The sequence below is a fragment of the Anaerosolibacter sp. genome, assembly GCF_029240175.1.
Classification (GTDB): Bacteria; Bacillota; Clostridia; order Peptostreptococcales; family Thermotaleaceae; genus Anaerosolibacter.
On sequence record NZ_JARBTM010000020.1, the window covers coordinates 34,985 to 55,303 of the forward strand.

The following is a 20,319-nucleotide window of genomic DNA, read 5'->3' on the forward strand; positions in this document are numbered from 1 at the left end:
GATATGATTTATTATACTTTTTTCTGTACCACAACCCTCCTGATCATGTTTTTCTTTTCCCTAACAGGCGAAAAAAAAGACAGAGTTCAGCGTAGATTATCTCGTTTTCTGAATGCTGAAGGCCTTCACCATATTAAATCAAAATCTGAAATGGAATCCACACCACTGCTTCGGAGGACTCTGTATCCCCTTATTCACGAGCTTCGCCGCAGCTTCAGCAGAAAGATATCTGAAGAAAAAGAAGCCCAGATTGAAACAAAGCTCTTACAAGCCGGCAGTCCTTTGGGAATGACCCCTGTAGATTATCGCCTTTTACAGATTTCCTGCATCACTGTGCTGCCTCTCATTTTTGGCACGATTGCATTTTTTTCTATCGGTGAGCTTATCCTAATCCTACTCATGATTTTTTTGGGATTCATTATGGGCCTTCTTCTTCCCGCTTACTATCTACAAATAAAAACCAAGGAGAGGAGTAGGCAAGCCCTACGGGAGCTACCAGATGTGGTAGACCTGCTTACAGTAAGCTTGGAGGCGGGGTTAGGCTTTGATTCAGCTTTAAGTAAGCTCATCTCTAATAAAGATGGCATACTCTCTCGAGAATTCCACCGATGCCTAGAAGAAATTCGCTTGGGTAAAACAAGACGAGAAGCCTTGAAAGGGATTCGCCACCGCCTGCTGGTGGATGAAATTAGTATTTTGATCAGCAGCATTCTTCAAGCAGAAAAGCTGGGAATTAGTATGGTACAGATCCTAAGGATTCAATCCCACGAAGTACGCCAGCAGCGAAAGCAGCGGGCAGAAGAAGCTGCCATGAAAGCACCAATCAAGATGCTCTTCCCATTGGTACTCTTTATCTTCCCCAGCTTATTCATCGTATTGCTGGGCCCAGCAGTCATTCAGTTTATCACCACCTTTGCAAAGCAATAATAGGAATATTGAGATCAAGATCGCCGTTGTAGGGGTGATTCACGAATCACCCATAGACCTGAGATTTTTATGTAGGGGTCGCATAGTATGCGACCCGAGACCCAGAGAAATAGCTAAATCTCAGGCGGGTTGCATACTATGCAACCCCTACAGTGAACGGTCGTAATCTATGATACTTGCATCGCTTCCCTTATCCACCGCAAACACAAAAAAAGAAATGATCTTTTACTCAAAGATCACTTCTTCATAACCAACACCTTTTAACAGCTGTCCGATGGACAGCTTTGCATTTTCAGCTGCTTTTTCTAAAATTCCCATCTCTATAGCCTGCTGCTCTAAATCCTTTTGCAACGTCTCTAGGGCAGCAAAGGTATCTTCATTTTTGATTCCATTAAATACACTATCTTTCTCATCATAGGACGTATATTCTAATATCTCCTTGGAGGTAATCACAGCTGTGGGCAACTTAATTTTTACCGTGGTTTTATCCACAATCTCTATATCTTCTGTGGTTAACTGATGAAGATTAATACCCGCCTTTACTCTGGCCTTCACTGTAAAGATAAACTTCTTTCTCGTAAATGGGAGCTCCACCTCACGGAAATACTTTGCATCCTCATAATCCACAATATCATGGAAATACATTTCCACCGTATTCAACTCAGAAATAGGCTTAATTTGCTCCAGCACACTGGATACATTCATGGATGCTTGATTCTTAAAACCCAGACTTGTATATACCCAGCTAATCTGCAGCAATATAATCACCAGAAGGGCCGCTATGATACCCGTTCTTCGCGTTTTCATGTTGCTTTTCCCCCTTGTCACCATGGCTTTCCTCTATTATACCAATAAATGCCCTATTATGCTATATTATGTCTACCACCCGCGGGTGGTGAAAAAAAAAGAGAAAAAGATAGTATCCATGAGTGTATAGAGTCGAAGACCCCTGAAAAGCCTAGTTTTATGTCATTCTGAATGTAACGAAGTGAAATGAAGAATCTCTAATTCCTTTAACGTAGTGAGATTCTTCGCTGCACTCAGAATGACAATCTCAGATACTAACCGCTGTTTCAGAGTTTTTCAGTAACCTATAAAACTGTCCACTTCTACGAGTTATCTATCCATAATAGACTCCAAAAAATACAAAAACTGCTGAGTTTTTCAGCAGTTTTGTTCCAAAACATTGATTTCCCTTGTTCCCTCTACCATTGCATTGGTACAGAATGGACAGGTGGGATTTGCTGATACAGTGAACTCCTTTTGCATCCAACCAATGCAGTCGGGACACTGCCATACATCTACTGTTTGTTGTACATATACTGGTTTAACTACCTCTTGCTGATGAAAAAACATATTCTCTCCTCCTCGATGTCTGACTCAAAAAGATGTTTATAGTATATCCTGGGAGAAGAGAATGTTATACTAGGAAAAATTGGTATTTATATGCTCTTTACACTATTGGTCCACTTGGCACATTTATCGCCCCACATGGCTGCTGTTTCCCCATTGATCTCTACCTTGATTACTTCGCATAGATTGCTGCAGCCGCTGCACTCAAAGCTGGATGGTGTGAACTCAATATCGGCGGCTTCAAAGCCCCTAAATTTTGTGGTGTGTCCCGTGTGCTCCACATATTCCTTGGAAAGAATCGCTGATCCTAGGGCACCCATCACATCAAAATACTCTGGGACTGTAACCTGCTCTCCTAGTTCCTTTTCAAAGGCTGCTCGAATGCCTGCATTGGCAGCCACTCCGCCTTGGAATACATAGGGTGGTCTGATTTTTTTCCCCCGACCCAAATTGTTGATATAGTTCCTTACCAAGGCTTCGCATAGACCGTTAATAATTTCCTCTTTTGAGAAACCGAATTGCTGCTTAGAAATCATATCAGACTCAGCAAACACAGTACATCGTCCTGCAATTCGCACCTTCCGCTGGGCGCGAAGGGCATAGTCCCCAAACTGCTGAATAGGAATACCCAACCGCTCTGCTTGATGATCTAAGAAGGACCCCGTTCCCGCAGCACAGACTGTATTCATGGCAAAGTCTGTAATCAAACCCTTATCCAAAAATATAATTTTAGAATCCTGTCCGCCAATTTCAAAAATGGTATTGGCACTTGGTACATAATTGATGGTTGCAGTAGCATGGGCTGTGATTTCATTTTTGATCACATCAGCACCTATCATAATACCTACCAGCTGTCTGCCGCTGCCTGTGGTTCCTACACCAGCAACTTTATACTTTCCATCAATGTCATTTTTCAGTTTTTTAATACCTGTTTTTACAGATTCCAAGGGCTGTCCATTGGTTCGAATATATTGCTTTGATAATACCCTGTTGTTTTCGTCGATGGCAACCACATTGGTACTTACTGACCCAACATCTATACCTAAATAAACTTTGTCCATGATCTGTCCCCCACATCTCTAGGATACTTTGCTCAGTCTGTTTCTTTTCTTATTGCGAATGAGATCCAAAAATGCTTCAATCCGTGTTAAGTTATTAGAAGTTCCTGTCTGTTCATCCAAGGCAATGGTTAACACTGGAATATCTAGGTCATCCATCAGCTTGGGCATGATGCTTTGGGATACCAATTCTGGTAAGCAGCCAAAGGGCATCAAATGGATGATTCCATCAAACCCTTGTTCATGGAAATCTACGATATTCCCCATGGTTTCCTTGGCATGGCCTCCTATTTTAATTTCAATATATTTTTCACCTTTTTTAAGGATTTCTTCTTCATGGGACTTGGAGAATGCCTTTGGAATCATATTGTGTTCAATCCACTCTGATATATAATGACTTCTTCGCACTTCACAACCAAGACTTCCCAGGGTCTCTTCCATCTTCATATTGGCAGCAGACTCCATCACCACATAGATCTCTCCCACAATGCCAATTCGAATCTTCTGATCCTCTGGGATTATCATAACGGGAATCTCGTCGATGAGATTCTGACATTGCTGTCTTGCTTCTTTTAAACCTTTTTCATCTTGAACACTATTATAAATATGCTGAATCTTATCCCAGGCCCGTGTACAGTCGCCTTTTTTTGTTTCATAGGCCCTCTTGGTCTGCAGCTGCATCTCAAAGCCATCCACATCCTTTGTCACCTGATACAAAAGCTTTAAAATGGTCCATAGCCTCAACCAAGAGTTATCACCCTTTAACTTTTTTACGATATTCATAAAGTTCTTGTAATCTCTTTTAATCGAGTCAAACACCCACACATCCACTTCATACCCAAGATTATTCAATATCCGTTTGTGCATTTCTCCGTAAAAGCCTGCTCTACAGGGGCCGTGACCTCCAGAAGTTAAAATGACCTCTGCTCCCTTCTCCAGTGCCTCCACATAACTGCCCATAATGACCTTCATGGGAAAACATGCAAATTCTGGGCTATACTTTACGCCTAAATCTATGGTTCTCTGACTGGGCTTTGGCGGCGTTATGGCTTCGTGTCCCAGCATTTCCACTAGTTTCCTATATACTAGTGTTGAGCCCATATGGGGAAAGGTTACTTTCACGGGACACACCTCCTGCCATCTTCTTTCTGCGAATCATATCTATGAAGGCTTCTACCCTAGTTTGTAGATGGCTCTCCCCTGTATGCTCATCAATACGAACTGTCATAAAGGGCTTTTCAAAATGATTAGACTCTAGCTCCAGCATCTTTCCAATCATGGAATCCGGACCACAGTTAAAGGCTGTCACTTGAATGATGCCATCTACCTTAGGATTCTGGTAAAAATGATACCCTGCACCTAAAAGCTTGTTGCTGAAGGTCCAAAACAGCTTTTTATGCATAAACTTGATACTGTCCTTAATTGCTTGATCCTCCAGCATCTCAAAGGTAAGAACATTCACATTTAGTTCTTTCAGCTTATCTGTAATATCCATACTAATAAATGGATCATATATATCATACACATATCCTAATATTCCGATGGTAACTTCCCCATCCTTGAAAGTCGGTTCTTTAGATGGTACTTTTTTTCCTTCAAATATATCTAAAGCATCGGTTAAGATATATCCTTTTTTGCTTAAAGCTCTAAAGTTATTCCAAGCCTTGTCTGCTTTCTTCAGTGCCCTGTGTAAATCCCAGGTACTAATGCCTAACCGGCTTTTTAACTCCCCATAAAACTTAGGGTTTGCAATACTATCGCTATCCGATTTGATCTTGGGACTTAATATTTTATTTAGTGCGCCTGGTACTGTATACTTAATCATATCTGGTAATCCCATAAATTTCGGACAAAAATATTCTTTGTCTGAAATAGATACCATCCTTGGTATAAACACATAGTCTACTTTATCAATAATCTGCTCCACATGACCTGTATAAACCTTCATAGGCACACAAATTTCAGGCACAGAGAATTCGATTCCTTTGTTCACGATCTCCTTTGTAGTAGGACTAGACACAATGATTTCTACTTTCAATTCTTCAAAAAAAGTTTTCCAAAAAGGATAATAGTATTGATACAAAAGTCCTCTAGGAATGCCCACCCTCATTTTTTCCATCTCCTCATCCGATAGGGTTACTGGTTCATTGCTCTAACAAATACTTATGACTTTTAAAATTCTTTTATTCACTGGGGTACGTACAAATTATATTATTTTTCATGTGGATAATCCAAGCTCATTTTTACCGTTTTTTGCCTTGTTCTGTGTTATTTGTTTCACCTATAGAAATCATGCCCTTCCTGTATTCATTCTCTTGCCCTAGACCCTTTAATCGTACGTTTACACCATTTATTCAACTTCACATACCTATTATTTTATAATTTTTTCTTTTAAATTTCCTATATATAAAATCAATATATCTCTATAAGTTTTATTGATAAATCAGACAAGCACAAAAAGACCTTTAAAAGGTCTGATAGATTTCCTTATGTTGTTGAATTCCCTGTCTGCTTTTTTATCAAGATAGGCCCGCCAATTGCCAATACAAGAAAAATAATCATTACGACAATTACACTTATGGGCATATACGTAAACCTCCTTACTGTGGAATGATGGGTTTTAAATCCACAGTAAAGAAGCTTTATATTTACTTCCATTGTCTTTAGCATTAAGCAACATTCTTAATTTTTTAAATAAAACAAAATAAATATCCTGTTTAGGTGTATTACGCTTATTCATTTTGTGTAAATGGAAGATATAAGCAAAAAAAGCCCAGAACAAGAAAGCGTTGTAGAGAAGATGTAAGCTTCTTATATTTCTATTTCTCTCTATAGGTCTTAACACCTGTAAAAAGATATAGGAATCATATGATGTTAGATAGGTCTCAGAGAAGTTGTTTTCATCACTAATAGATTGTACAGGAACAATAAGAGACTGGCCTAGACAAAAAAAAGCAAGCAAAATAACCATTTGAAAGACCAGCAATCCATTTGTAATTTTTCTATTCAAGAAAATCATGGCCATATATTCCTTTCTACTAGAATGAAAAAGTGCTTTTCTATTAAACAGGCAGTAACATCTATTCGTTTTTTCCTTATAACCACTTCATACTGCCATGGGATAAACTACTGGTTAATGTCAATTATACCACACTGCAACACCCTAAAGAAAACAAAAAAAGCCGTCCATAAAAGGAATCTGACAAAGCACGCCGCCATTAAAAATTTAAATACTGCCTGCGTGATGAATTATCAATTCTCCATTTCCTTCAGTTCCTCGACGCTCTTCCTTCTTCTGCTGATGGCTAGACCAGTAAAAATAAATACGCCACCTAGCCCTTGGATGATTTTTAATTGTTCTCCTAATAATAGTCCTCCGCATATTACCGATACAACAGGGGTCACATTGTTATACAAAGAGGTCCGTGTGCTCCCCACTTTGCCCACACCCATATTCCAAAAAACTGTACCCATGGCGATGGAAAGACCTCCCGAATATAGTATAGCCCATACACTTGTCTGATTAAGATGCTGCCAATCCTGGGCAAAAATATCAGGCATCCATAGGAAAAACATAAATAAAAAGCCAATGGTAATGCCATAGGTTGTAAGCTTTAAGGCAGAATACTTGAATAAATACTTCCTATTTAAAATCGTATAGACAGCCCAAGAGGTCGTTCCAAAGAATGCCATGATGTTGCCATAAAAATACTGGTCGGTCAGACTTATCTTCTGTCCTGTACCCATGACAATCAATAGAATGCCAGCAAAGGACGTGACAATGCCAACGATTGTTCTTTTATCAATTTTCTCTAATCTAAAAAAAATGCTTATACAAGCTACTATCATTGGCAGGCCCGCCATGATCAACGAACTATTCCCTGCAGTCGTATTATTGACACCCATGATAAAAAATGCCTGATTTACAAAGTTTCCAATAAAGCCTACCCAAAGAATTCCTAGCAGATCCTGTCCTTCAACCCTCCAGTCTCTTTCCTTGACCAGCAAAATGACCCAGCAGACAATGGTTGCTACAAAACAACGGGCAGCGTTAAAGGCAAAGGGAGACACGGTTCTGAGTCCTAGTTTCACCACTGTGGGGTTACTTCCCCAAATCATCACTGTTATGAGGAGCAATACATCTATCATAGTAACCGCTCTTTTTTTAGGCAGCACTTCTTCTATCATTTTCTTTCCCTCTCCCCCAATGCAAAATTTTCACACTCGAAATAATTATATACCTTAGATTAAAAAAAGAACACCCTTAGGCATCCTCTTATTGTCTTTTAGTATTCTTCTTGGACTTCTTCTAGCTTCCATCCCCTCAAATTAAGCTTCCACTTATACACCTGCTCCTGCCAACGGGAACGGAAGTGCATCTCCTTGATGTAGTAGAGACATCCTCGTCTTAACTTATACCGCTTGATCATCTATGTCCTCCAAATCTAATATAGCAGTCTATGAACCTTTGGATAACAGAGGAAGAATCATATTGTCTATGAGTCAGCTGTGATCCTAGTTTCATCCTTGCTACATACAGAATAAACAACCATTATTTTTTCACCAATGTATATAAGTATACAATGTCCATCTTCATTATTCAAATCCCGGAAAATCACCATTTTCTATCAAATTACCTTATTACGTTGTCCTACAACCCTATAGATTCTTCCTGCGTTTCCGCAAACGATTTGTCGTCAATTTTCAAATACTGTTTTTCCACTTCAAGCAACAGCCTCCATATCGTACGATATGGAGGCTGTTATTATCTTCTACCATTTATTCCTAACACCCTAATGTAGTCTACATATGGATCTTCTGTTCCCTGAAGCAAGCTTTCTTCTTCTTTCAGAACCTTAATATACTCAATGATCTCCTTGCTGATTCTCTCTCCCGGTGTCACCACTGGAATGCCCGGAGGATATGCCATGATAGACTCCCCACTGATTTCTCCCACAGCGTCCTCTAACTTGACACTGCGTTTCTCACTATAGTAAGCATCTCTCGGAGAAACAATGATATCAGGATTTTCCAAAGCACCCTTCGTCAGCTTCACTTCTTCGTCCCTACGATACTTAACTGCAATATCCTTTAATGCATCTACAAGGGCACTTAAAGCTTTCTGGGTATCGCCAAGACTGATAATCGCTAGAATATTATACATGTCCCCAAGCTCAGTCTGAATGTTGTACTCATCCCTTAAGATATCATAGACTTCAAAGCCTGTGAGGCCTATATTTCTAACGTTTACGCCTAGCTTTGTTTCATCAAAATGATGAACCCCTGGTGTACCAATCAATTCTTTTCCGAATGCATAGAGTCCGTCAATCTTATTAATCTCATCCCTTGCCCAGCGGCTTAATCTTAAAACCTCTGTAAGCATCTCTTCACCCTTGGTAGCCAACTGCTTTCTAGCCAGGTCTACACTGGCCATCAGCAGATAGGAAGCACTGGTTGTCTGGGTCAGGTTCAATGTAGTCTTGACTGTCTTCGCATCTACGATACCCTCTCGAAGCAGCAGCAAAGAACTTTGAGTTAAAGATCCCCCCGTCTTATGGGTACTCACCGCACACATGTCTGCTCCCAACTCGATAGCATCTGGAGGTAATTCCGGATGAAAATTCATATGGGCACCGTGGGCCTCATCTACCAAAACAGCCATACCATTTCGATGGGCTATTTTTACGATGGATTTAATATCAGAGATTGCCCCGTAATAGGTTGGATTCACAATAAATATTGCCTTAGCATCGGGATGTCTTCCCATGGCCTGTTCTACACTCTCCACACTTATACCCATGGCGATCCCTAGGTCCTCATTCACTTCTGGCTGAATATATATGGGAATTGCACCACTTAAAATCAATGATGTTACCGCTGATTTATGAGCATTTCGAGGAAGGATTATCTTGTCTCCCGGTTCACAAACACTCATAATCATGGCCTGTACCCCTGCTGTCGTACCATTTACAAGAAAAAAGGAGTGATCTGCATAATAGGCATCTGCTGCCAATTCCTCTGCATCTTTAATCACACCAATAGGATTACAGATATTGTCCAAACACTTCATGGCATTTACATCCAACTCCAGCATCGTAGAGCCAAAATATTTTGCCATCTCTGGTATTCCAACACCATGCTTGTGCCCAGGCACATCAAAGGGGACTACATCTTTTTTGTGATAATCCACCATTGCCTCAAAAAGAGGAGCCCTGTTTTGATCAAGCTTTTTCAAATCTATCACGCCCTTCCTACACAAATACTGCTTGTATAATTATCCAATATGTCTGTATGCTCAGATGCCAATAGATATATTAAAATATATTTTCGTAAAAAATGCAATAGTTTTTTTAAATATAATGCCTCTATATACAAGGCATTTACATGTATTCTACCCATTTCCCACCAAAAAGAAACACCCCGATTTTTCTACATATTTTTCGCCTAACGAAAGAAATCTTTTCTCCATGGAAGGAATATGGAATGTTATGTAGAAATTGGTAAAATTGGTGTGTAAATCTACGATATAAATATATCTGGGGGAATTTCACTGTGTCAAAAAATGTTGCCAAAGAAAATAATGAAAGAAAAATTAGATTTTTAAACTTTAATGATCTTGTCTTTCCAGCTGAGAAGATCATCGCCCTTAAAATTACCTTTGCCTATATATTCTTCGGACTACTTTGGGTTTTTCTAAAAGGTATGTTCTTCTGGGGAACTGACCTTGAAATCCAACAAATACAATATCTTCATACCTTAGCCAGTGTATTGTCCGTTTTAGGTACAGGAATGATTCTCTTTTTTCTGCTGCGTAGAGAGCTTCATCTCCTCAGTAAGCTAAAGAATATGGTCACCCTCCGTACCCAGCAAGGTGAGATCATCATTGAGAATTTGACCGATGGATTATGGCAGTATGATCTAAATACCCATGAGGCCTATATCTCTTCCAAATGTAAGGAATCCATTGGATATAATAATCAAGAATTCCTTTGTACATCGGAAATAGCAAGAAGCTTATTTCATCCCGATGATTATAGGTGGTTTCAAAAAGAATTGTCTGATTGCCTTCAAAAAAACCTTCCTTCTTATGAAACGGAGCTCCGTATAAAAACAGGAGCAGATAATTATCAGTGGTTTATGGTACGCGTCCAAGCATTGTATGACCAACAAGGTCTGCCTGCCAAATTAATTGGCACAATTATCAATATTAATATTCGAAAATTAGCAGAGGAAGCTATCACAAAAAATGAAAAAAAATTTCGTAAGTTGTTTCATAATGCCAACGATCTAATATTCCTGTATCAATTTCCTGAGGATGGAACCCCTGGCAAATATATTGAAGTCAATGACATTGCCTGCCAGCGATTAGGCTATCATCGAAATGAGCTCTTAGCCATGACGCCCTGTGATATAACCTCCCCAAACCAAGTACCAGAGGGTCAGGAAACCCTAAAGAAATTACTGCATCATGATCATATCACCTTTGAAACTGTTCTGGTCACAAAACATGGTCAGCAGATTCCCTATGAGAGCAGCGCCCACTTTTTTACCCTGAATGGTGAACGGGTAGTGCTTTCCATCTCCAGGGATATTACGGAACGAAAAAGGGCGGAGGCTCAACTGAAAAATATCATGAATCAAAATCAAAAGCTGCTAAAAGAAACCTTAGAATATGATGCCCTAAAAACTGAATTTTTTTCTAATATTTCCCATGAATTCAAGACCCCGTTAAATGTAATCCTTGGCGCCCTTCAGCTTATCTATACCAAGCAAGGAAACGGTCCTGACCAAAACTGTATGGGTATAAGCAGAGACCTTAATATAATAAAACAAAATTGTTTTCGTCTTCTTCGGCTTATCAACAATCTAATCGATATCACCCGGGTAGATACGGGCTTTATGAAAGTTCAATTCGAAAACCAAAATATTGTTGCAATCGTCGAGGATATCACCCTTTCCGTTGCCGGATTCATAGAAAGCAAAGGAATTACTTTAGAGTTTGATACCGATATGGAAGAAAAAATTATCGCCTGTGATGCAGATAAGATTGAACGAATTATGCTAAACCTTTTATCCAATGCTGTGAAGCATACACAGCCTGGGGGCAGAATCATGGTAAACATCTTAGCCCAAGAAAGGGATGTGCAAATAACCGTCGCAGATACTGGCAGGGGAATTCCTATAGATAAACAAAAGATTATTTTTGAAAGGTTCCGTCAAGCCAACCCTCTCTTAAATAGGACCCATGAAGGCAGCGGCATCGGTTTATCTTTGGTGAAATCCTTTGTAGAGATGCATAAGGGAAAAATTCTTGTGGACAGTAAAGAGGGCATAGGCAGCCAATTTATAGTGACTCTCCCTGGAGATCGTATCCAAGGTGAAACAGCCAGTACGACTATGCATACAGACTTTGATTCTTCTAAAGTAGAAAAAATTCGTATAGAGTTTTCTGATATTTATTCGTAATGCCGGTACACGGTTCGCGGTGTCCCGGGTTAGAGCAGATTCAGATGGATACTCTAATTCCCTAGAGATAGCATCTTGTAGGGAACGACGCCCCTGTCGTTCCGTTGCTCTAAGGATTAATTTATTCTATTGCTAATGTAGAAATCCCTCCAGGGCTAAATGATCCTGGAGGGATTTTATTATGCGACGGTTTTGATGATTTCTAATACCAATCTTGCTGTGTTTACTAAGTCTTCGATTTTTAAATGTTCTTCTAATGTATGAGGTTTCTTCTCTCCGATTCCTAGGTTTACTGAAGTGATCCCATTACCGTTAAGGATGTTTGTATCACTGCCGCCTCCTGTTGAATCGGTAAATGCTTTTAATCCTAAGCTGTCGCATGCTTTTCGCACCACATGGACAATTTCAGCATCCTCTTCGATAACAAAAGCACCATACATTCTTTCCGTTTCGATTTCTACCTTTGCTCCGAACTCCTCAGCTGCTTGTTTTAGGCATTCCACCATATGGGCCGTCTGCTTGTCAAGCTTCTCATTGCTTAAGCTTCTTGCTTCTGCCTTTATTTCCACTTCAGGACAAACGATATTAGTTACCTGTCCCCCTTGAATCACACCTATATTGGCTGTGGTTTCTTCATCGATTCTTAATAGGCTCATCTTTGTAATAGCAGCTGCAGCTACTTGAATGGCACTGATACCTTCCTCTGGTGCTACCCCGGCATGGGCAGATCTACCGATAATCTTTGCATTAATCTTGTCTTGGGCAGGACCCTTTACGACGATTTGTCCTGGATCTCCACCGCTGTCTAGCACAAAGCCCATCTTTGATGCGAGTTTGCTATAATCAAAGTTTTTAGCCCCAAACAAACCACCTTCTTCAAAGATGCTAAAAGCCACTTCAATAGGACCATGGTCTATATTGTTTTCTTTGATTACTTTCAATGCTTCCACCACTGCCGCAATCCCAGCCTTGTTGTCTCCACCAAGAATTGTGGTTCCATCACTGTAGATTACATCATCCTTGATGATAGGTTTAATCCCTACTCCAGGAGATACGGTATCCATATGACAGCTAAAAAGAATAGGCTCTGCTTCCTTGGTGCCTTTTAATTTACCAATAACATTTCCTGTATTGGAACCTACTTTCTCACCAGCGTCATCTATGTATACCTCTAGGCCTAGAGCTTTCAGTTCCTCGCTGATGAACTTTGCAAAATTGCCTTCCTGCTTTGTGGGGCTGTCAATCTGAACATACTTTAGAAACTCATTAACGATTCTCTCTCTGTTGATCATCTTTTTCCCTCCGTTTTTCTAGATATTTTTTCTATTCTCTAATCTTTCATATTTCCCTGCATTTCATACACAAATAATAGAAGAAAAGGCACCAAAAGGTGCCTTTCATGTTACTACATTGGTAAATACATTCCTGCGCCAGGTCCTAATGGTAAACCTAATACTGTCCAAATCACAAGTAGTATTGTCCATCCTAGTAAGAATACCATGGAGTAAGGTACCATTGTAGAAATCAATGTACCGATACCTGTCTCTTTATCATATTTCTGAGCGAAGGCAATGATTACTGCAAAGTAGGACATCAACGGTGAGATAATGTTTGTTGTAGAGTCACCAATTCTGTATGCTACCTGGGTAAACTCTGGTGAATATCCTAGACGCATTAACATTGGCACGAAGATTGGTGCCATGATCGCCCACTTCGCTGAAGCAGAACCGATAAATAGGTTAATGAACGCTGACACTAAGATAAATCCAATGATTAGTGGGAAGCCTGTCATACCCGTTGATCGTAAGAAGTCAGCTCCCTTAACTGCTAAAATCGTACCAAGGTTTGTGTATGAGAAGTATGCTACGAACTGTGCTGCTACGAATGCCAATACTAGGTATCCGCCCATGGAAGCCATAGCTTTACCCATGGAGCTTGCAACATCTTTATCATTTTTAATTGTTCCTGCAAAGATACCGTAAGCAATACCAGGAACTAGGAAGAATAACATAATGATTGGTACAAGACCATCCATAAATGGTGAATGTCCCATGATTGTACCATCTGCTGGATTTCTTAAGATTCCGTTAGCAGGTACTACCATCAATGCAATTGCTGCGATGAATAGCACGAAAGAAATCAATGCAGCACTTAACCCTTTCTTCTCTGCTGCCGTTAAATCATGAAGATCTACTTTTTCATCACCTTTGTATTCACCAAGTCTTGGCTCAACAATTTTTTCAGTGATCCAAGTACCTACGATCGTAATTAAGAAGGTAGATACCATCATGAAATACCAGTTTGCTGCAGGAGATACTAGATATCCAGGATCAAGCATTTTTGCTGCTTCAGTACTGATACCTCCCAATAATGGGTCTACTGTACCAATCAACAAGTTGGCACTGAATCCACCAGATACCCCTGCAAACGCCGCTGCAAGACCTGCCAATGGATGACGTCCAAAGCTTAAGAATACGATGGCACCAAGCGGAACCAATACAACATATCCTGCATCAGAAGCTACGTTAGACATAACTCCTGCAAATACAACCACCGCTGTGATTAATCTCTTCGGTGTACTTAATACTAACTTTCTTAATAATGCTTGGATTAGGCCTGTACCTTCAGCTACCCCAACCCCTAGCATTGCCACAAGCACTGTACCTAACGGTGCAAAACCTGTGAAGTTAGCAACTGCTTTTGAGAACATGTAACGAATACCATCGGCATTTAACAAGCTTACGGCTGTAACAGTTTTCTCAATAATACCTTCAGCTTTGTCATAGGTTGTAAACGTAACGCTTAGCCCCGCTTTTGCCGTAATTGCTGAAACGATGGCTACGATCACACTGAATAATACGAAGATTGTTACTGGGTGTGGTAGCTTGTTTCCTACTACTTCAACCATGTCAAGAAACTTCGCAAACAAGCCTTTTTTTCTTGATGGTGTTACTTGTTTTACATCTGCCATTTCTTCTTCCTCCTCTGTTTATTATTTGTTCATGATTACATCGCCGGACAAATTACGTCCATGTATGGCTATGGTAGACAAATATAGATAAGTGCTCTTGGGAAAACGTTTCCCATTAGTAATAATTATAACTCTCCATAAGCCTATGTTATAGATGATACCACACTCCCCCCTAGCTTGTGTTTTACATTTCCGTAATAGGCTCAAGCTAAATGTTAAAAAAATATAAATACTATTCCAGTATTTTTCCTATTATGTTATACACTGGATCTTCTCTGGTACCTTTAGGTTCCCAAAGGAATACTATGGGATAGAGGGAGGTGCATACAGTTATGGCTAGTTTAGGTTCAGCCAAAGTCTCTCGAGACAGCCTTTTGTTTTTCTTTCTACTGTTGATTCTATTACTTAAAGATACACCCTATTGCAGCCAGCATCCTACAAGCTTCTTGTTCTTCTTTCTTCTGATAGTGATTTTGTTTGGAAAGTATTATATTATCCTTTAAATAGAATAAAAGAATGGATGCTGCTGGCAGCATCCATTCTTTTATTCTATTTCCCTTCTGTCTTTATAGCCAGAGTCTGGTGTTCATCGCAAAGAACCAATTTATTAACTCCATTAAAGTTGGTTTTCAAAATCACCTTGTTCCCCCAGAGATTTACCAGGGCTTTTAACAGTTCAAATACATATTCCTGTTGCAGTTCCCTGCCATCAAAGACATGTTCTATGAAGAGGGTGCCATCCTGTGGTCGTACCTCTTTTATTTGTATTACAGGTATTCTCTCTTTTCCCATTAGGTTTAATAGGTGCTTTTTATGTTTCTCTAAATCATCCTTTGCAAAACCGCAGATCTTGCTCAATTCTTCATATACTGGTTGATCCAAGTATTTTTCAATAAAGGTTCTATCTGTCTCTCTTTGTCGCACATCAAAAATCTTGGTGTCTCCATATTCTTTTTGAATTCTCTTGAAAATCATGGTTCCCAATCGTTCTATACTGATGTAGCCTGCTCCATCATAAAAAACGAGTCCCTGAAGCCTTAAACATGCTTCTCGAATTTCTTTCGGCAGCTCTAAACGATCTAAGATTTTTTCATACCAAAAGCCTGCCCAGCCTTCATACATGACCATGGTTTCCAGATGAGGTATAAAATATGCTGTTTCAACTGTTACAATATTCATTAGCTCTCGCTGCCATTCTTCCATCTTTTCTCGGTTCATCATAAAGTCAAGAAGATGATCTTCCTGAAATCTAACCATATGAGCGCTTTCAAGAAATTTTTTTACTTCTTTGTTTTCTAATCTCTCCTTCCCCATGGCCTCTGCAATATATTCTTGATTTCTTTGAAAATGTTCAAGACCTTCTTGCTCTTGATAAATTTTGTGCAATATCCGATTGTGCTTTACAAAATCACTATAGATATGGAGATGGATCAAAGCAAATATCTTCTCCTCAAGACTGCTTTTATCCAATAGATATGCAATGTTTGGGTGCACGTTGATGGCCATCCTATAAAACAATCCTCTATGATCCAAAAGATTAAATGGCTGCTGCTTTTTACTGAACCTCCACCGCGGCAGCTGCAAAGGTAATCCATAATGCAGTCGATGTACGGCAAAATCCTCTTCATTTAGTACATATACTTCCTGAGAATCAGGTTCTAGCCCAAAACTTAAAGCAGCCGATGCAATGGGTTCCTTCCACTTCATAAAATAATCCATTTTGTCCTTTTCCATATTTCCCTCCTAAGCCCATTCAAGTGTTCCGCCTATTTGTATGTGCAATATTTGTACGATCATCCTTTCTATTGGATATTGCACCATGTTCTACCAATTTATTATTAATATAATATACATCTATATGCCCAATGGCTCATAATGATGTGCATTTTATTTCGAATAGGTATGTGGATGGCTTAAAAAGGTATACTTTTAGAAAGATAGTAAAAACTAATATCATTCATTTTTCAATAAACTCTATTGAGGTGGGTGATGTTTTTGTATGTGGTGTATCATGATCCCAGAGGAACCCATTCTTCTGTCATTGCGGCTGCAGTTCACTTAAACTTGCTGCCCCTAGATAAAATACCTTCCAAACAGGATATTTTAAATGTTCCTCTTTTTGATCATTTGGGGAAAAAAGATTTAGGCAGGCTGATCTTTCACGGAAAGGACGAATATGAAAACCAAATCTATACCATCGGTTGTCACCATGCTTCCCAGTTGATAACCCATGCCTTACCATCGGTTTTTCAAATGATTGATAAGGATGCAAACGAAATATTGTGCATTGATACCACTAGGACGATGAATCTATGGATACAGGCTGGCAGTTTGAGTTCAAGACAACTGGGTATCGTTGACATAGGGCGATTCCTGCTATCCCACGGTATTCTAAATGCTTATCCAAAAATTGTATCTATCGTAAAAAATACAAAATTAAAAGTAGCACCATAAGGCGCTACTTTATAAATTTTACAAGGGTATTTAATACCTTCTCAACTTTATCCTTTTGAATCATTTCTCCTTCGTCTACATTGATGAGACACTCTTTGGCATGCTCCTCCATAATCACAAGGCCCACCTTGTGGATGGATGCCTTTATTGCTGCAATCTGGAGCAATATATCATCACAAGACTTATCCTCTTCCACCATTTTCTCTATACCAGCTATGTGTCCCTTTATGGTTCTCAATCGATTGATTACATCACTCTTTGCCTTTTCCCTAGACATATGGCACTTCCTTCCTCATTGATCTATTATCTATATTGTGCCATAAAAATAATTATATAGAAAGGATTATCCAATATTTTCTCTTAGATAAATAGATTCACATTTGCCTCATCGGCTTCACCAAGATAACTGGCTACACCAGCTAGCTCTACACCATCAATGAGTTCCTCTTCTTTGATGCCCATTACATCCATGGTCATGGTACAGGCAATCATCTTAACCCCCATCATCTGAGCACTTTCAATAAGCTCTGGCAGGCTGTTTACATTCTTCTTTTTCATAATACTTTTCATCATTTGGGTACCCATGCCGCCAAAGTTCATTTTGGATAGACTTAATTTTTCTGCACCTCTAGGCATCATCCATCCAAACATGCTTTCCATGAAATCCTTTTTCACCTTGACTTTTTTAGCCTTTCTAAGGGTATTTAATCCCCAGAAAGTGAAGAACATGGTTACTTCACTACCCATGGCTGCAGCACCGTTGGCAATGATTAAACTGGCCATTACCTTATCTAGGTCACCACTGAATACAATAATTGTCTTCTTATCTCCCATAATTTCTCCCCTTACTTTCTAAGGATTTTCGCTTGTATTTCTGTATCTCCATCCACAAGCTCCAACAATTCATGACCTGTTTTCTTGCACCAAGCTTGAATATCTTTCGTGAATCCTCTATCTGTCACTTTTACATGAATTACATCTCCAACAACAGCTTCCTTCGCAGCCTTGAATACCTGCATAATAGGCCCGGGACACTGCAAGCCCTTACAATTTAAATGAATATCTGCCATTTATTTTTCCTCCTCATTCTTCATTTCTATTCTCGTTCGAAAGGATAGGCATTCATGCCGCCTTCAAGAATTCTAAGCTGCTCAAAGCCTAATTCCTTAAGTTTCAAGTATGCCAAATAGGCATTTTTACCGATTTTACATACCAAAACTGTCTCTTTGTTCTTATCTAGCTCTTCCGCCCTCATATATAATTCTCCAGAAGGGATATTTACTGCACCTGGAATTGTACCAATCATAAAGGAGCCTTCATCCCGTACATCGATTATTTGCAGCTCTTTCGCTCTGTTTCTCATCTCAATAGGACCAATTCCTTTTACTCTTCCTGTCAGCTTATTGCTTAGTACGTTGGCTGCCAAGATCGTAGATGACATGGCCATGGAAAACGGCGGCGCATAAGCTAGATCCAACTTTTCTAAGTCTTCTACCTTTGCCCCAAAGGTGATGGCCGTTGCAATGATATCAATAGGTTTATCCACAACCCCTTCTCCTACCACCTGAGCCCCTAGAATTTTATGACTTGCTTTATCCACAATGAGCTTTGTAATGATCTCTCTATAGCCAGGGTAATAATGGGCTCTGTCATTGGCAGGTACCAATGCTGTCTCCACCTCAAAACCAGCCTTAACCGCGTCTCTTTCTGACAATCCTGTTTTCCCAGCATTCAATTTAAAGAGCTTCACGATGGTTGTACCCAGCACACCTTTTAAACTGTCTTTTTCCCCTTTGGCCAAATTGATGCCTGCAATTCTACCCATCTTATTTGCTGTCGATCCCATAGGGTACCATGCGGGCTGTCCTGTGATGAGATTTACATTTTCTGCACAATCTCCCACGGCGTAAATGTTTTTTTCGCTTGTTTCCATGTACTCATTTACCCGTATGGCTCCCGTGGGCCCTAACGCCAAACCAATTTCCTTGGCCAACTGGTTGTTTGGTCTCACACCCACCGACATAATTACCAAGTCTGCTTCAATTTCTCGTTGATCTGTGATTACCTTTCTCACGTTATCTGCCTCACCTGTCAAGGAAAGTACTTTTTCACTGGTATAGATACGGACACCCTGATCTACCATATAGTTTTGGGCATAAAGGGCCATCTCTTCATCAAATGGGGGTAAGATATGGGGTACCAATTCTACGATAGCTACTTCAATCCCCTTTTCATGAAGGTTTTCAGCAACCTCTAATCCAATAAAACCACCGCCAATGACTACAGCTTTTTTTACAGCACCTTGATCCACGAGTTCACGGATGGCCTGGGCATCATTTACCGTTCTTACAGGAAAAACTCCCTTTAGATCCCTGCCCTCAATAGGGGGTACAAAGGGGGATGCGCCTGTGGCAATCACAAGGTCATCATAGGTATAGTGCTTCATCTCCCCCGTGGATAAGTCCTTCACATCTACACGCTTTAAGGCTTTATCGACACCAACCGCTTCATGCTTTGTAAAAACATCGATACCCGTCAACAGCTTGAAATCTTCAGGTGTCTTTACCACCAATTCCTTCTTTTCTTCAATAACACCACCAATATAATAAGGCAGCCCGCATCCTGCATAAGAGATGTACTCATCCTTGGTTACAACCACAACCTCTGCCTTAGGATTTTCCCTTTTCATTTTGGCTGCAGTCTTGGTACCCGCAGCTACAGCGCCAATTACCAGTACTTTTCGACCCATTTCCATTCCTCCTATTACTATTTTTCCAATTGATTCAATCGGTCTAATAATGCATCTACATCAACACGATAATTTTTGCAAGCATATCCTATGCTTTTATAAAGGGCTCCGCCTCAACCAAAACATCGAATGCCGAATTCCTTAAAGATTTTCTCTGCCTCGGAATGCTTTGCCAACACATCATAAATAATGGAATCTTGATCAAACAAACCCTCTCACCTCTTATTCATTCCCTACCCCCTGGGCGGGGGTATTTCTAGTTATATATTATTCCTTCCTTCGCAAAAAGTCAACAAAAAAACACACTCCGTGTGCTTCACTTTTCTATACAGCCAAAAAAC

The 20,319-nt window shown here is 39.9% G+C and carries 20 protein-coding genes; 4 read left to right on the forward strand and 16 right to left on the reverse strand.

Features of this window, described 5'->3' with window-relative positions:
• Positions 1-3: 3 nt before the first annotated feature.
• Positions 4-927 carry a type II secretion system F family protein gene (locus tag K0R93_RS14590; protein ID WP_300302737.1) on the forward strand — a complete coding sequence of 308 codons (924 nt, stop codon included), beginning with the start codon at positions 4-6 and terminating at the stop codon, positions 925-927.
• Positions 928-1,152: 225 nt separating this feature from the next.
• Here K0R93_RS14590 and K0R93_RS14595 read toward each other — a convergent pair whose 3' ends face one another.
• From K0R93_RS14595 to K0R93_RS14635, 9 genes are all read right to left on the reverse strand, one after another.
• Positions 1,153-1,734, reverse strand: a complete 582-nt coding sequence (locus K0R93_RS14595) for a DUF4230 domain-containing protein (RefSeq protein ID WP_300302739.1) — start codon at positions 1,732-1,734, stop codon at positions 1,153-1,155.
• Positions 1,735-2,091: 357 nt separating this feature from the next.
• Positions 2,092-2,283, reverse strand: coding sequence for a cold-inducible protein YdjO-related protein (locus K0R93_RS14600; RefSeq protein ID WP_300302742.1), 192 nt, complete (start codon positions 2,281-2,283; stop codon positions 2,092-2,094).
• An 86-nt stretch (positions 2,284-2,369) separates the two neighbouring features.
• A complete protein-coding gene (locus K0R93_RS14605) occupies positions 2,370-3,341 on the reverse strand; it encodes an acyl-CoA dehydratase activase (RefSeq protein ID WP_300302744.1) in 972 nt (323 codons plus the stop codon).
• A gap of 18 nt (positions 3,342-3,359) precedes the next feature.
• Complete coding sequence (locus K0R93_RS14610; RefSeq protein WP_300302746.1) at positions 3,360-4,460, reverse strand: 2-hydroxyacyl-CoA dehydratase; 1,101 nt, start codon at positions 4,458-4,460, stop codon at positions 3,360-3,362.
• Entirely contained in the window at positions 4,417-5,448 is a 1,032-nt protein-coding gene (locus K0R93_RS14615) for an acyl-CoA dehydratase activase-related protein (RefSeq protein WP_300302748.1), read from the reverse strand. The genes K0R93_RS14610 and K0R93_RS14615 overlap by 44 nt, the downstream gene beginning before the upstream one ends.
• A 510-nt stretch (positions 5,449-5,958) precedes the next feature.
• A complete protein-coding gene (locus K0R93_RS14620; RefSeq protein ID WP_300302750.1) occupies positions 5,959-6,357 on the reverse strand; it encodes a hypothetical protein in 399 nt (132 codons plus the stop codon).
• A 233-nt stretch (positions 6,358-6,590) separates the two neighbouring features.
• Positions 6,591-7,526, reverse strand: coding sequence for a DMT family transporter (locus K0R93_RS14625; RefSeq protein WP_300302752.1), 936 nt, complete (start codon positions 7,524-7,526; stop codon positions 6,591-6,593).
• A 98-nt stretch (positions 7,527-7,624) separates the two neighbouring features.
• A complete protein-coding gene (locus K0R93_RS14630) occupies positions 7,625-7,768 on the reverse strand; it encodes a hypothetical protein (protein ID WP_300302754.1) in 144 nt (47 codons plus the stop codon).
• 335 nt (positions 7,769-8,103) lie between these two features.
• Complete coding sequence (locus K0R93_RS14635) at positions 8,104-9,573, reverse strand: aminotransferase class I/II-fold pyridoxal phosphate-dependent enzyme (RefSeq protein ID WP_300302756.1); 1,470 nt, start codon at positions 9,571-9,573, stop codon at positions 8,104-8,106.
• A gap of 317 nt (positions 9,574-9,890) precedes the next feature.
• On the opposite strand from K0R93_RS14635, the gene K0R93_RS14640 reads away from it, so the two are divergent.
• On the forward strand, positions 9,891-11,804 hold the full coding sequence (locus K0R93_RS14640; protein WP_300302758.1) for a sensor histidine kinase: 1,914 nt from the start codon (positions 9,891-9,893) through the stop codon (positions 11,802-11,804).
• 179 nt (positions 11,805-11,983) lie between these two features.
• Here the strand turns inward: K0R93_RS14640 and K0R93_RS14645 are convergent, their stop codons facing one another.
• Positions 11,984-13,096, reverse strand: coding sequence for a M20/M25/M40 family metallo-hydrolase (locus K0R93_RS14645; protein WP_300302760.1), 1,113 nt, complete (start codon positions 13,094-13,096; stop codon positions 11,984-11,986).
• A 113-nt stretch (positions 13,097-13,209) separates the two neighbouring features.
• Positions 13,210-14,775 (reverse strand): AbgT family transporter, encoded by a 1,566-nt coding sequence (locus K0R93_RS14650; protein WP_300302762.1) that lies wholly within the window; start codon positions 14,773-14,775, stop codon positions 13,210-13,212.
• Between the two features lie 332 nt (positions 14,776-15,107).
• Between K0R93_RS14650 and K0R93_RS14655 the strand changes: the two genes are divergently transcribed.
• Complete coding sequence (locus K0R93_RS14655) at positions 15,108-15,278, forward strand: hypothetical protein (protein ID WP_300302764.1); 171 nt, start codon at positions 15,108-15,110, stop codon at positions 15,276-15,278.
• Positions 15,279-15,324: 46 nt separating this feature from the next.
• Here the strand turns inward: K0R93_RS14655 and K0R93_RS14660 are convergent, their stop codons facing one another.
• Positions 15,325-16,509 (reverse strand): SpoVR family protein, encoded by a 1,185-nt coding sequence (locus K0R93_RS14660; protein WP_300302766.1) that lies wholly within the window; start codon positions 16,507-16,509, stop codon positions 15,325-15,327.
• A 255-nt stretch (positions 16,510-16,764) separates the two neighbouring features.
• Between K0R93_RS14660 and K0R93_RS14665 the strand changes: the two genes are divergently transcribed.
• Entirely contained in the window at positions 16,765-17,229 is a 465-nt protein-coding gene (locus tag K0R93_RS14665) for a DUF3189 family protein (RefSeq protein WP_300302768.1), read from the forward strand.
• 4 nt (positions 17,230-17,233) lie between these two features.
• Here K0R93_RS14665 and K0R93_RS14670 read toward each other — a convergent pair whose 3' ends face one another.
• The 4 genes from K0R93_RS14670 to K0R93_RS14685 all read right to left on the reverse strand — a co-directional run bounded on the left by K0R93_RS14670 (position 17,234) and on the right by K0R93_RS14685 (position 19,978).
• Positions 17,234-17,506, reverse strand: coding sequence for a metal-sensitive transcriptional regulator (locus K0R93_RS14670; RefSeq protein WP_300302770.1), 273 nt, complete (start codon positions 17,504-17,506; stop codon positions 17,234-17,236).
• Positions 17,507-17,589: 83 nt separating this feature from the next.
• Positions 17,590-18,063, reverse strand: a complete 474-nt coding sequence (locus K0R93_RS14675; RefSeq protein ID WP_300302772.1) for a DsrE/DsrF/DrsH-like family protein — start codon at positions 18,061-18,063, stop codon at positions 17,590-17,592.
• 11 nt (positions 18,064-18,074) lie between these two features.
• Positions 18,075-18,299 carry a sulfurtransferase TusA family protein gene (locus K0R93_RS14680; protein WP_300302774.1) on the reverse strand — a complete coding sequence of 75 codons (225 nt, stop codon included), beginning with the start codon at positions 18,297-18,299 and terminating at the stop codon, positions 18,075-18,077.
• A 26-nt stretch (positions 18,300-18,325) separates the two neighbouring features.
• Entirely contained in the window at positions 18,326-19,978 is a 1,653-nt protein-coding gene (locus tag K0R93_RS14685; RefSeq protein WP_300302776.1) for an FAD-dependent oxidoreductase, read from the reverse strand.
• Positions 19,979-20,319 lie beyond the last annotated feature (341 nt).

Coding starts and splice junctions, on each gene's coding strand:
- K0R93_RS14590 (WP_300302737.1), top strand. CDS start 4: ATGATTTATTATACTTTTTTCTGTACCACAACCCTCCTGATCATGTTT.
- K0R93_RS14595 (WP_300302739.1), bottom strand. CDS start 1,734: ATGAAAACGCGAAGAACGGGTATCATAGCGGCCCTTCTGGTGATTATA.
- K0R93_RS14600 (WP_300302742.1), bottom strand. CDS start 2,283: ATGTTTTTTCATCAGCAAGAGGTAGTTAAACCAGTATATGTACAACAA.
- K0R93_RS14605 (WP_300302744.1), bottom strand. CDS start 3,341: ATGGACAAAGTTTATTTAGGTATAGATGTTGGGTCAGTAAGTACCAAT.
- K0R93_RS14615 (WP_300302748.1), bottom strand. CDS start 5,448: ATGAGGGTGGGCATTCCTAGAGGACTTTTGTATCAATACTATTATCCT.
- K0R93_RS14620 (WP_300302750.1), bottom strand. CDS start 6,357: ATGATTTTCTTGAATAGAAAAATTACAAATGGATTGCTGGTCTTTCAA.
- K0R93_RS14625 (WP_300302752.1), bottom strand. CDS start 7,526: ATGATAGAAGAAGTGCTGCCTAAAAAAAGAGCGGTTACTATGATAGAT.
- K0R93_RS14630 (WP_300302754.1), bottom strand. CDS start 7,768: ATGATCAAGCGGTATAAGTTAAGACGAGGATGTCTCTACTACATCAAG.
- K0R93_RS14645 (WP_300302760.1), bottom strand. CDS start 13,096: ATGATCAACAGAGAGAGAATCGTTAATGAGTTTCTAAAGTATGTTCAG.
- K0R93_RS14650 (WP_300302762.1), bottom strand. CDS start 14,775: ATGGCAGATGTAAAACAAGTAACACCATCAAGAAAAAAAGGCTTGTTT.
- K0R93_RS14655 (WP_300302764.1), top strand. CDS start 15,108: ATGGCTAGTTTAGGTTCAGCCAAAGTCTCTCGAGACAGCCTTTTGTTT.
- K0R93_RS14660 (WP_300302766.1), bottom strand. CDS start 16,509: ATGGAAAAGGACAAAATGGATTATTTTATGAAGTGGAAGGAACCCATT.
- K0R93_RS14665 (WP_300302768.1), top strand. CDS start 16,765: ATGTTTTTGTATGTGGTGTATCATGATCCCAGAGGAACCCATTCTTCT.
- K0R93_RS14670 (WP_300302770.1), bottom strand. CDS start 17,506: ATGTCTAGGGAAAAGGCAAAGAGTGATGTAATCAATCGATTGAGAACC.
- K0R93_RS14675 (WP_300302772.1), bottom strand. CDS start 18,063: ATGGGAGATAAGAAGACAATTATTGTATTCAGTGGTGACCTAGATAAG.
- K0R93_RS14680 (WP_300302774.1), bottom strand. CDS start 18,299: ATGGCAGATATTCATTTAAATTGTAAGGGCTTGCAGTGTCCCGGGCCT.
- K0R93_RS14685 (WP_300302776.1), bottom strand. CDS start 19,978: ATGGGTCGAAAAGTACTGGTAATTGGCGCTGTAGCTGCGGGTACCAAG.